This window comes from Pseudoalteromonas sp. 2CM39R (genome assembly GCF_023161845.1).
Genome location: NZ_JALNTM010000005.1, coordinates 412,531 through 424,983 on the forward strand (window position 1 = coordinate 412,531; position 12,453 = coordinate 424,983).

Annotated in this window: 10 protein-coding genes and 5 tRNA genes; 5 read left to right on the forward strand and 10 right to left on the reverse strand. The window is 41.6% G+C overall.

The features are described 5' to 3' along the window. Positions 1 to 64: 64 nt before the first annotated feature. From MTF66_RS14300 to MTF66_RS14315, 4 genes are all read left to right on the forward strand, one after another. Positions 65 to 523, forward strand: a complete 459-nt coding sequence (locus tag MTF66_RS14300; protein WP_248527549.1) for a zinc ribbon-containing protein — start codon at positions 65 to 67, stop codon at positions 521 to 523. Positions 524 to 592: 69 nt separating this feature from the next. Next, on the forward strand, positions 593 to 2,995 hold the full coding sequence (locus MTF66_RS14305; RefSeq protein WP_248527550.1) for a Lon protease family protein: 2,403 nt from the start codon (positions 593 to 595) through the stop codon (positions 2,993 to 2,995). Continuing rightward, entirely contained in the window at positions 2,992 to 3,468 is a 477-nt protein-coding gene (locus MTF66_RS14310) for an FKBP-type peptidyl-prolyl cis-trans isomerase (RefSeq protein ID WP_248527551.1), read from the forward strand. The genes MTF66_RS14305 and MTF66_RS14310 overlap by 4 nt, the downstream gene beginning before the upstream one ends. A 357-nt stretch (positions 3,469 to 3,825) precedes the next feature. Continuing rightward, positions 3,826 to 4,740: a hypothetical protein gene (locus MTF66_RS14315; RefSeq protein WP_248527552.1), complete on the forward strand. Its 915-nt coding sequence runs from the start codon at positions 3,826 to 3,828 to the stop codon at positions 4,738 to 4,740. Between the two features lie 51 nt (positions 4,741 to 4,791). On the opposite strand, the gene lnt is transcribed toward MTF66_RS14315, so the two are convergent. Genes lnt through miaB form a run of 5 tightly spaced genes read right to left on the reverse strand, consistent with a single transcriptional unit; the run spans position 4,792 to position 10,232 of the window. Continuing rightward, complete coding sequence (gene lnt, locus MTF66_RS14320) at positions 4,792 to 6,345, reverse strand: apolipoprotein N-acyltransferase (protein WP_248527553.1); 1,554 nt, start codon at positions 6,343 to 6,345, stop codon at positions 4,792 to 4,794. Next, a complete protein-coding gene (gene corC / locus MTF66_RS14325) occupies positions 6,326 to 7,210 on the reverse strand; it encodes a CNNM family magnesium/cobalt transport protein CorC (protein ID WP_054551660.1) in 885 nt (294 codons plus the stop codon). Before corC ends, lnt begins: the two co-directional genes overlap by 20 nt. Before the next feature lie 22 nt (positions 7,211 to 7,232). Further along, a complete protein-coding gene (gene ybeY, locus MTF66_RS14330; RefSeq protein WP_054551659.1) occupies positions 7,233 to 7,688 on the reverse strand; it encodes an rRNA maturation RNase YbeY in 456 nt (151 codons plus the stop codon). Then, on the reverse strand, positions 7,685 to 8,737 hold the full coding sequence (locus MTF66_RS14335) for a PhoH family protein (RefSeq protein WP_054551658.1): 1,053 nt from the start codon (positions 8,735 to 8,737) through the stop codon (positions 7,685 to 7,687). Before MTF66_RS14335 ends, ybeY begins: the two co-directional genes overlap by 4 nt. A gap of 49 nt (positions 8,738 to 8,786) precedes the next feature. Then, entirely contained in the window at positions 8,787 to 10,232 is a 1,446-nt protein-coding gene (gene miaB / locus MTF66_RS14340; RefSeq protein WP_248527554.1) for a tRNA (N6-isopentenyl adenosine(37)-C2)-methylthiotransferase MiaB, read from the reverse strand. 258 nt (positions 10,233 to 10,490) lie between these two features. Between miaB and MTF66_RS14345 the strand changes: the two genes are divergently transcribed. Continuing rightward, entirely contained in the window at positions 10,491 to 11,660 is a 1,170-nt protein-coding gene (locus tag MTF66_RS14345; RefSeq protein WP_248527555.1) for an FAD-dependent oxidoreductase, read from the forward strand. 185 nt (positions 11,661 to 11,845) lie between these two features. Here the strand turns inward: MTF66_RS14345 and MTF66_RS14350 are convergent. The 5 genes from MTF66_RS14350 to MTF66_RS14370 form a co-directional block, all read right to left on the reverse strand. Then, positions 11,846 to 11,920, reverse strand: a tRNA-Gln gene (locus MTF66_RS14350). Between the two features lie 40 nt (positions 11,921 to 11,960). Continuing rightward, positions 11,961 to 12,045 (reverse strand) — tRNA-Leu (locus MTF66_RS14355). A 66-nt stretch (positions 12,046 to 12,111) separates the two neighbouring features. Continuing rightward, positions 12,112 to 12,186 (reverse strand) — tRNA-Gln (locus MTF66_RS14360). 40 nt (positions 12,187 to 12,226) lie between these two features. Then, a tRNA-Leu gene (locus MTF66_RS14365) sits at positions 12,227 to 12,311 on the reverse strand. Positions 12,312 to 12,377: 66 nt separating this feature from the next. Then, positions 12,378 to 12,452, reverse strand: a tRNA-Gln gene (locus MTF66_RS14370). Position 12,453: the final 1 nt, after the last annotated feature.

Sequence of the window (12,453 nt, forward strand, 5' to 3'; positions counted from 1 at the left end):
GCAGGTTAACCTATACTCAACTAGAATAACGATTGATTTTTCATCATTTTTGAAGGAGTAAACGATGGCAGATTATAAATCTTGGCTTAACGACTTAAGTGCATGGCTCAAAGATGTAAAAGATCATGAGCTAAAAGATGCAATGGAAAAATTTGTTGAGTCAGAGCAAGCACTTAAAGACTTAGGACAAGAAAAGCTTAATCAGTATCGTGACTATCTACAGCGCGATATCGACCACATCAAAGAAAACGACAGTCACTATGATTCACTCGCATGGCTAGAGCTTAAAGAATCGCTTTGGTATGAGTTATCGCACATTGAAGATAAAACCCAGCTCGAATGGCAAGCCTTAAACCAAGATTTTCAACATAATGGTGTTTATCAAGAGGGAGAATGGATAGCCATGGGCACATTAGTATGTAAAAATTGTCAGCATAGTTACGATGTTTACCATGCTACGCAAATTACTCCTTGTACTGAATGTGGCGGTATTTATTTTCGCCGTAAGGCATTACAACCTTAATCAGTGACGCAGGCTTGTGCTGGGCGTTACCTATAATGCCCAGTCAAGACTGGGAAATAAGAAGTTAGAATGACAAAAAAACTAATCCCTCTACCTATTTCTGCGTTAGCGCCTAAAATTGCCGCAAGTCATGTTGCGACTTGTATGCAAAACCCATATCCAGAAGCGTTGCCATTTATTGGTCAACAACGTGCACAAAGTGCCCTCGACTTTTCACTCGGAATGGAATTACCGGGTTACAATGTTTATGTGATGGGTGAAGCGGCTCATGGTCGTTACACCTTAGTAAAAGACAAACTTACGGCCCATTCAAAAGACCGCCCAACGCCTAATGAGTGGTTGTACGTTAACAACTATGATGACCACCGCGAGCCAATCGCGTTATTTATGCAAGCAGGTCAATCAAAGCAGTTAGCTGACGATATAGATTCATTCATTGACGAAGTACTCGATACATTCCCAGCGGCTTTTGATAACCCAGGTTATCAGCGCAAGAAAAAGTCAATCGATCGTGAATTCACCGATACTTACGATGCGGCAATTACTGCTGTTGAAATTGCAGCACTTGAGCAAAGTGTGGCACTGATTGAAGAAAATGGCGTTGTTGGTTTTGCGCCTTTAGTGAATGGTAAACAACTGAGCGACAGTGAATTTGCTGCTCTTGATGAGCCACTGCGTATCGAATTTTATGAGGTTATCGAAAAGCTTGAAGACGCATTAATCGAAGCGCTGATTGAGCTTCCTCGTTGGAAACGAGAGTCATCTGAAAAGCTACGTAACCTTAAAAAATCAACTGCTGAGCTTGCCACTAAGCCACTAATTAAAGCCCTTGAACATAAATACGCGACACACATCGGTGTATTACGTTATTTAAAAGACATTCGTGAAGAAATCATTGATGCGGTACTTGAATGGCTCGACGATGATGAAAACGACGAAAACAAAGAAGACTTTGACCGTAAAGGGATGCTCACAGACTTCTTTGCGCCAAATATTCTAGTCGAATACAAAGAGGGCGATGCAGCCCCTGTGGTGTATGAGCCAAACCCGACCTTTGGCAATATTTTCGGCAAAATTGAATATGCGACTTCGCAAGGCTCGCTTATCACCAGTTACCGCTCAATTCAGCCAGGTGCACTGCACCGTGCTAATGGTGGCTATTTGATTATGGATGCCGAAAAAGTCATGGCGAACCCACAAGTGTGGGATGGCCTTAAGCTTTCTTTAAAAACGCATCAAATCAAAAACGACTTACCATATCAAGACAGCTCTGTGGGAAGTAGCTTCACGTTACGTCCGCAGCTTATTCCTCTTGATGTAAAAATAGTGCTGCTAGGCTCTCGCGACCTTTATTACACCATAGGTGAATATGACGAAGAGTTTGCAGAGTTATTCCGTGTACTTGCTGACTTTGATTATTACTTGCCAAGTAGCGATAAACTGCAATATCAGTTCATTACCAAGGTGACAGAGTATTGTCAGCAAACACTCAATTGCACGGTAAATGAAGCTGCAATGGCAAGATTATTAAAGTTTAGTTATCGCCAAGCTGAGCATCACAACAAGCTCTCAGCTCGTTTTGCTGATGTATTAGAGTTAGTGGCAGAAGCCAGTTTTTATGCCAAACAAGATGGCCAAACAGTGATTGGTGCTCATCACATAGATGAAGCCATTGTTGGTAAGCAATACCGTACAGGGCAAATTTCTGAAACCATGCTGAGTGATATCAAAGAGGGGCAAATTTTAATTGCAACCGAAGGTCACGCAGTGGGCAAAGTAAATGGCTTAACTGTGCTACACATCGGCGATACCTCATTTGGCACACCAGCACGCATTACCGCCACTGTATACGCAGGTGCAGATGGCGTAATTGACGTTGAACGTGAAGCCGAGCTGGGTAAAGCCATTCACTCAAAAGGGGTGATGCTATTAACTGGTTACTTAGGTAATAAGTATGCTCAGCAATTTAGCCTAACGCTCAGTGCCAATATCGCAATAGAGCAAAGTTATGGCTACATCGACGGTGATAGCGCCTCATTAGCAGAGCTGTGCGCGCTTATATCAGCCATTACAAACTTACCTATTAGCCAATCTATTGCACTGACAGGTTCAATTAATCAGCATGGTGATGTGCAATCTATTGGTGGCGTAAACGAGAAAATAGAAGGCTTCTTCAAGCTTTGTAAAATGCGTGGCTTAACCGGTGAGCAAGGGGTGATTATTCCTAAATCTAACCAAGTTAATTTAGTGCTTGATGACGAAGTACTCGATGCCGTTGAAAAAGGGCGCTTTAATATTTATGCCGTTGAAACCGTTGATCAAGCACTGAGCTTATTAATGGATAAAGACGCAGGTGAAATGACCGCAGAAGGTTACCCTGAAGGCTCTATAAATGCGCTAGCCTTAGCAAGGCTTGCCAATATTGCAGATATCGTAAATGGCGACAATGATGATGAGAAGGATGCAGAATGATTAATTTAATACTTTTACTGATCATTGGTATTTTTTGTTTTTTAATTTTTAAAAACAGCAAAAAGGCGAAGCTACAAGCCCTTGAAAATGAAAAGCTCGCCGCGGACTTTTTAGCGAATAACAGTAAAGCTGACGATGTTCATGAAACCGCATCTGGACTGCAATACAAAATTGAGCAAAGTTCAGGGAGTGACACAAAGCCAACTGCAACCAGTAAAGTAAAGGTTCACTATCATGGCACGCTTACTGATGGCAGTGTTTTTGACAGCTCAGTGGTAAGAAATTCGCCAATCAGCTTTGGTTTGAATCAAGTCATTGCAGGTTGGACCGAAGGCTTACAGCTAATGAACGAAGGGGATAAGTTTACCTTTTATATCCCGCCTCAGCTTGCTTACGGCCGTAAACGCGTCGGCAGCATTCCAGCAGGCTCGCTACTTATATTTGATGTAGAGTTGATTAAGATAGAATCTTAAAATGTTAAAAAGGCTTCATCATGAAGCCTTTTTTTAATTGCCTGCTAAAGTAGTTGAACAGATTTACCTCAATGCAAACATTATTGAATGTAAAGTAGCTGAGACTTTTAAAGTAATTTATTCTTTCGAACATGCACGTTGCAGTGTAATAACTAGCTAATCTTGCGTTGACAAAATTGATAGGTCTCTGTACAAGTTCTATAGTACCCCTTTGGGGTATTTTATTTATATTGAAGTAGTAAAGCCTCATCTCATTTTTTAAAATGAACTTCTATAGCCCATAGAAAACCTTCAGAAAATTAGGTTGTTTCTTGTATTTTGGTTATTTTAAAGTTGCATAAATAAAAGGATTTTTGAATGTACAAACTTATATTATTGTTTATTATTTTTTCGGGAATATCCTTGCCTGCTTTTGGTCAGGCAGAAGTTGAAATCTGCAATAATTGCTCTCAAAGTCAAAAAGACAAGGTTGCAAGGCTAAGCGTTAACTCTGATACTAAAGCTGTCATTGTGGTCGATATGATTAATGAAACAGCATTAAAATATGATACTCACTACATTGAAGATCGTTATGGTGAGCCAGTAGTTAGTGTTTCTTTGTCTGAGCTTAGTAATGATGAAGCTTTTGATTTAGACCTTCTCTATGAATACCGCAAAGAGTTAGTACGTGTAATAACGCGTGCTTCTGAAAAGAGTATGCTTAAAAATGCGCAAAGTACTCAACGTAATATATCGACTCCTAAGTATACTAATTCCAATGCCAATGATAATTCTCCGATAGGAAAGGGGATTGAAGTCAAGGGAAGTCCCTATGACTTTTTGCTTGCCAGTTATTTTAGAAATGATGTTTATGACTTTTATTTTGCGGGTGAGACATTAGCTTTAACAAAAATATTATTACCAACTAAGGGAACAATTAAATTTCCGAATATGAATAAGTTAAAGCTATATGTTCGTATAAACTTTTATAGTGATGATTTGGCTAAAAGCCTAAATGGTTTTGTTAGCGTAACACTAAACCCAGTAATTAAGTCATTTAATATTTTAGGTGGGCGGGATGGATTTAAAAACTCAATTCCTTTGAACCAAGACGAAATTAGTGGTCATGATTTTATATTCGCAAATGCTAAGAGCGAAGATAAAAATGAGAGCGAAAGAAATGAACACGCCAAGTTTGAAAGATACTCCAGCTCACTAGACGGAGGAGTTAGCTGCCGAGTTGTGGAAACCAAAACGAAGGGAAATAAAAAAATATACACTTATCAATGCTAGCGTTATAAGTTAAAGAGTGGAGTTACCACTCTTTAACTGTAGTCTAAACTTTTATTTGTTATTTTTAATCCTAACAAGCACACCAACAGTACCGAGTAGTATCACTACCGCCCACACTGGCCAATTGCCGTATTGACTATAGATACTATCGCCTTTGATTAAAGTGATATTGGCCTCAAGTACATCAGCTTTAAATTGTGGCATAGCTAATTGTGATTTAGCGATAGGGTCGTAAACGGCGCTAATACCATTGTTGGTCACGCGGATTAGCGGGCGCTGTAACTCTAGGGCGCGCATACGCGCTATTTGCATGTGCTGATGCGGGCCATGTGAATCACCGAACCAGGCATCGTTACTCACTGTGAATAAGATGTCAGAGTCACTGCGATAATTACCACGAACCAACTCAGAAAAAGCAATTTCATAGCAAATAGCCGGTAAAATATTTAAACCATTTGCGCGTAAATTGTTTTGCACTTCATCACCACGGGTAAAGGATGACATAGGTAAATCAAACAGTGGCGCAATTGGGCGCAAGAAGTCCTGAAACGGCACAAATTCACCAATAGGTAATAACTGATGCTTTTGATAGCGGTTTTTACCTAAATATTGATAGTGGCCTTCACTGTCATCGTGTTCTTTTTTACCAAGCACTATTAAGGTATTAAAAATGTTACGCGTGTCGTATTGGTAATCAACGATACCGGTAATAAGCGCGGTGTCATTAAAGGTTGCGGCACTATCAAGGCCTGTTAAATACTCGGTAGATAATGCTTCAAGCTCAGGCACAGCTGCTTCTGGCCAAACAATTAAATCAGCATCCCAATGTAGGCGAGTCATATCTTGGTATTTGCTCATCGTCGTCCAAAACTCAGACGGCTCAAAGCGAAGATGCTGTTTAATATTGCCCTGCACCAGTACAGTTTTAATGGTTTTGTCTTGGTAGTGTAGCTGGCTGATGCTTGCAATCGCATATAAGCCAGCTAATAGGGCTACAGAGGCTATAAGTGGTTTGCCATCTTTGCTAGCTAGGCGATATAAAGCAAACGCAATTAACATACATACAAGCGTAATCCCAAACTCACCAATCACTGGGGCTAAAAAATTAAGTGGGCTGTCTGTTTGCGTATAACCAAAACTCAGCCACGGAAAGCCCGTTAGCAATGTGCCACGTAGGTATTCTGTGGTTGCAATAGCGGCGAGTAACCAACATATAAAGCTATATGGGCCTTTAGCAAGGCGTGTTGCCAGCCAAGTAGCTAATGCAGGATAAAGGGCTAAATAAGCACAAAGCAGCACCATTAACGAAAGTGATGCGATTAATGGCATGCCACCAAAGGTCGCTATTGATACATGCACCCAGCTTATACCTGCACCAAACCAACCTAAACCAAATATAAAGCCATATTTAGCACTTTGTTTAGCGGCTAATTTACCGTTTGCGAGAGGGTTAATGCAGTAGAGTAGAGCACCAAGGGAAAGAAAAGTTATAAACCATAGGTTATAGGGTGCGTAACTTAAGGTTAAAAAGAGGCCCGCAATAAGTGCGAGCCAGGCTTTTTTATCTTTTGCAAGGTGACTTAGGTTAGTTAGCAGTTTCTTCACTGTCGTTATCATCAGCCTTTGGAATGGTGACTTGCAATTGTAAGATACGGCGGTTATCTGCGTTAGTGACTTTAAATTGTAAGCCTTCTACCTCGATTGTTTCACCACGGCTTGGCATATGGCCAAATGCATGTAAAACAATACCACCTATGGTGTCAGCATCTGAGGTGCTGTAACCGGTTTTAAAATACTCATTAAAGTCATCAACTTCAGTCAGCGCTTGCACAGCGTAAACGTGCTTTGCAACTTGGCGAATATCTTGTAGGTCTTCACTTTCATCGTGCTCGTCTTCGATTTCACCAACGATGATTTCAAGGATATCTTCGATAGTGACAAGACCAGACACACCACCATACTCATCAATAACAATCGCCATGTGGTAACGTTGTTGACGGAACTCATTAAGCAGCGTGTCTACACGTTTACTTTCAGGCACTACAACTGCAGGACGCAAATATTCACGTAAAGAAGGCAGTTGCTCATCTTTGTTGATGATCAGTGGTAATAAATCTTTTGCTAATAAAATACCTTCAACATGGTCTTTGTCTTCACATACCACAGGAAAACGTGAATGTGTTGAATCAACCATCATAGGTAATAGCTCTTCTAATGGTGTATCAACCTCTAAGGTTACCATTTGCGAGCGTGGGATCATGATGTCCCGCACTTTCAGCTCTGATACACCTAGCACCCCTTCAATCATATCCTTGGTTTCAGGGTCGATAAGGTCGCGTTCTTGCGCATCGGCAATTACTTCTACCAGCTCTTCTCTATTCTGGGGTTCCCCTTGCAACATTTGGGCTATGCGGCCCAGCCACGTTTTGCCAGAAGAACCCTGGCTAGTTTGCGAGTTGTCGTCGCTCATTGCGTCTAATTGCTCCGTTAATTTAAATATCGTCTCGATATGGGTCAGCGATGTTCAGATCGGCAAGTAGTTGCTTTTCTATGCTTTCCATTTCAAGTGCATCTTCGTCCTTTATATGGTCAAATCCAAGTAAATGCAAGCATCCATGGATAACCATATGGGCAAAATGGTCGTGAAAGGTTTTTTCTTGCTCAATTGATTCGGCTAAAACAATAGCCGGGCAAATGATTAAATCACCGACTAAAGGTAACTCAATGCCCGGTGGTGCTTCAAATGGAAAAGATAAGACATTAGTCGGTTTATCTTTGCCTCGGTAATCATTGTTGAGCTGCTGGCTTTGTGCTTCATCGCTGATCACTATAGTCAGCTCTGCATCTTCACGGTAGTTGCTAAGGGCTTTGTCAGCCCATAGCTGGAATTGTTCAAAGCTTGGTAAGTCGTCAAACTCACAGGCTATTTGTAAATCTAATTCGGTCACGAGTTTGCTTCTTGTTGGTTTGCTTGTGCTTCTTTCGCACGTTGCTTCTCTGCACGTTTTAAACGTTCTGCTTCATCGTTTCGCTCATAAGCTTCAACGATACGAGCAACAACCGGGTGGCGAACCACATCGTGTGATTGGAAGAAGTTAAAGCTAATTTCATCGACACCGTTTAATACTTCGATGGCATGACGTAGGCCTGAGCGGGCACCGCGCGGTAAATCGACTTGTGTAATATCACCCGTGATCACCGCTTTTGAATTAAAACCAATACGGGTTAAGAACATTTTCATCTGTTCTGCTGTGGTGTTTTGGCTTTCATCGAGAATAATAAACGCGTCATTTAGAGTACGACCACGCATGTAAGCAAGGGGCGCAACTTCAATCACGTTTTTCTCAATCAGTTTTTCAACTCGCTCAAAACCCAGCATTTCAAATAATGCATCGTATAGAGGGCGTAGATACGGGTCGATTTTTTGGCTTAAGTCACCCGGTAAAAAGCCTAGTTTTTCACCAGCTTCAACTGCTGGACGGGTGAGTAGAATACGGCGAATTTCTTGACGCTCTAAGGCATCAACAGCTGCAGCAACCGCTAAATAAGTTTTACCTGTACCAGCAGGGCCAATACCAAAGGTAATATCGTGGTGCAAAATATTTGCAACATACACGCCTTGATTATCATTGCGCGGTTTAATAACGCCACGGCGAGTTTTAATCACCATGTCTTTGCCATATACACCTGGGTTTTCATCTTGCTCTAGCGCATTTGATTCGCTAATTGCCAAATGTACGGCTTCAGGTTCAATCTCGCCAATCAGGCCGCGAATAGGTTGAGTTTCAATATAGAGGTTTTTTAGTATCTCAACAGCCGCAGCTGCAAGGTGCAGTTTACCGGTTACTCTGAAGAAATTATCACGGTGTGCAATCTCAACACCAAGGCGGCGTTCAATTTGCTTAATGTTTTCGTCAAACGGACCACATAAAGATGAAAGGCGTTTGTTGTCGGCGGGTTCTAAATAAATCTCTAATGTTTTTAACTGATTACTCAAAATTGCTTCCTATTGATGGGTGCAGGCTGTGCCTGCACCAAGTGTCACCCTAAGGTACGAAAGTAGCAACGCCAATTTCGTTAGGGGCCGTAGCGACCTCAGCTTCAGCAGCTTTATTTAAAATAGCTGAAGGTGCCACATCACGGCGTAAGTTCATTTCTGATTCTGTACGAATTAATTCACCACGTAAAGAGTTTGGCAATGCTTCTGTAATACGTACATCAACGAATTGACCGATCACTGAGTGAGGGCCTTCAAAGTTAACCACTCGGTTGTTTTCAGTACGGCCACGTAATTCCATTGGGTTCTTCTTAGAAGGACCTTCAACTAAAATACGCTGTTCGGTATCAAACATTTGGCGGCTGATTTGCTGCGCCATTTGCGTGATACGGTTTTGCAGAATGTATAAACGTTCTTTTTTCTCTTGCTCTGTTACGTCATCTGGTAAATCAGCAGCTGGTGTACCAGGGCGCGCACTGTAGATGAAACTAAAGCTCATATCAAAACCAATATCATTGATAAGGTTCATAGTTGCTTCAAAGTCCGCTTTGCTTTCGCCAGGGAAACCAATGATGAAGTCTGAAGACATGCTTAGGTTAGGGCGAATTTTACGTAACTTACGAATCGTAGATTTGTACTCGAGTGCAGTGTGACCACGTTTCATAAGGTTAAGAACACGGTCTGAACCACTTTGCACTGGTAAGTGTAGGTGGTCAACAAGCTCAGGTACGTCTGCATACGCATCAATGATATCTGGCGTAAATTCTACTGGGTGCGATGTGGTATAACGAATGCGGTCAATACCGTCAATCGCAGCGACATAACGTAGTAAGTCAGAGAAGTAACAAATTTCACCGTCGTGAGTTTCACCACGATACGCATTTACGTTTTGACCAAGTAGGTTTACTTCGCGAACACCTTGCTCTGCAAGTTGGGCAACTTCAAGTAATACGTCATCAAGTGGACGGCTTACTTCTTCACCACGCGTATAAGGAACTACGCAGAATGTACAGTATTTAGAACAACCTTCCATAATTGATACAAACGCAGTTGGGCCTTCCGCTTTTGGCTCAGGTAAACGGTCGAACTTTTCAATCTCAGGGAATGAAACGTCAACTACCGAGCTGCTGTTGCCACTTTGCACTTGCTTAATCATTTCAGGTAAGCGGTGTAATGTTTGCGGGCCAAAGATTACATCAACAAACGGTGCACGTTGACGAATTGAGTCACCTTCTTGCGATGCAACACAGCCACCAACACCAATGATTAACTCTGGTTTGTCGTCTTTTAATAGTTTCCAACGGCCAAGCTGATGGAATACTTTCTCTTGTGCCTTTTCACGGATTGAACAGGTATTGAGTAAGATCACGTCAGCGTCTTGTGCTTCTTCAGTTAACTGATAGCCGTTAGTCGCATCTAGTAGATCAGCCATTTTCTGAGAGTCGTACTCGTTCATCTGACAACCCCAGGTTTTAATATGCAGCTTTTTACTCATTGAAATATAGCCTCGTTTTCAATTCGGTAGTGACACAAAAATGTGTTAGAAACAGGATTAAGTGGCAAGTATGCCGACTTAAAGGACGCGTATTTTAGCTGGATACCCGCACAGATCCAAGTATAGATTTTATCTTTGTGGTGTGAAATCAAACAAGTCACTGTTTTGAAATTCATAAGCAGTAAATGCACTGACACGCAATATTGAATTACGTTACAATTTATCCCGTATTTAAATAGCCAAATGAGCGAATATTAAATGAATAAAAATAAGGTAATTGTTGTCGGTGGCGGCATGGTAGGTGCTGCTACTGCTGTAAAACTGGCCAAGCAGGGTAGGGATGTCACCGTTATTGAAAAGCACCTTATCGATGCTGATCACATTTTAAGCTCAGATAAGGTAGATATTCGCATTTCGGCTATTAATCGTTTTTCAGAGAACTTACTAGATGATCTCGGTGCAATGCCGTTACTAAGACAAAATCGTATCGCACCTTATCAACAATTAGAGGCCTACCAGCAGCAAGGCGAGAATTTATTGTTTGATTGCCATGAGATTGGCGAAACGCATTTAGGTCATTTAATCGAAAATAATTTAATTCAAGCAAGTCTTTGGCAGCAATTCGACAAGTACAACATCGAAGTGATAGAGCAGTTATCTGCCATCACGGATATTACTCAAACGACTGATTCAATCACCTTACATTATGGCGATACTCAATATACCGCCGACTTAGTTGTTGCTGCAGATGGTGGACAGTCACAATTGCGAACTAAAGCTGGTTTAGGTGTAACGGGTTGGCAATATGGCCAGCATTGCATGGGCGTGTTAATCAAATTAGATGCCCCACAGCAGGTAAAAACGTGGCAACAATTTACGCCAACCGGGCCTGTGGCGTTTTTACCGATGCAGGCGCCTTATGCTAATTTAATTTGTTATCACGATGCTGAGGTTTTAAAGCAGTGGCAAAAATTGTCGAATGAGCAACTTAAAGCAAAACTCATTGACCATTTTCCTGAACTACCGGGCGACTTTGAATTACTTGAGCATGCTGTTTTTCCACTTGCACGCCAACATGCCAATGATTATTCGCACGGACGTTTAGTTTTAGTGGGTGATTCGGCGCACACAATTAACCCGCTTGCTGGGCAAGGTGTGAACTTAGGCTTTCAAGATGTTGTAGCACTGGCAGATATTTTGGCAGATCAACCTGATGTTGGTCAGCAAGCGTTATTAAAACGCTACGAGAAAAAACGCCGCCACGCTAATTTACTAATGATGAGCATGATGGATGCATGTTATTTTGGTTTTTCAAACGAGATTAAACCACTGAGCTGGGTGCGCAGTAAGTTTTTAAAGCTTGCTAATAACACAGGCCCTGCAAAGAACTGGGTTTTAAAATATGCGATTAGCGGTACATTAAGTTAATCGTAAAAAAATTAATCGTACAAAAGATAAAGAAGCGGGGTAATGAAAATTAGCCCGTTTTTTTTGTGCTAATACCAAATATACTTTGGAGAAACTTGAAACTTGAAACTTGAAACTTGAAACTTGAAACTTGAAACTTGAAACTTGAAACTTGAAACTTGAAACTTGAAAGGGAAGTAAGTAGTTGGCTGGGATACCAGGATTTGAACCTGGGAATGGCAGGATCAAAACCTGCTGCCTTACCGCTTGGCGATATCCCAACAAAGAATAATTTGATAGTTTTGGTTCTTATCAAGAACATGGTGCGGAAGGAGAGACTTGAACTCTCACAACCGAAGTTACTGGAACCTAAATCCAGCGCGTCTACCAATTCCGCCACTCCCGCATCAAAGGGTTTGCTAATTTAAACTCTTAGCGTGAGTATTCTTATTCACTATCTTGATAGAGAAAGTGGCTGGGATACCAGGATTTGAACCTGGGAATGGCAGGATCAAAACCTGCTGCCTTACCGCTTGGCGATATCCCAACAAAGAATAATTTGATAGTTTTGGTTCTTATCAAGAACATGGTGCGGAAGGAGAGACTTGAACTCTCACAACCGAAGTTACTGGAACCTAAATCCAGCGCGTCTACCAATTCCGCCACTCCCGCATCAAAGGGTTTGCTAATTTAAACTCTTAGCTTGAGTTATCTTATTCACTTTCTTGGTAGAGAAAGTGGCTGGGATACCAGGATTTGAACCTGGGAATGGCAGGATCAAAACCTGCTGCCTTACCGCTTGGCGATATCCCAA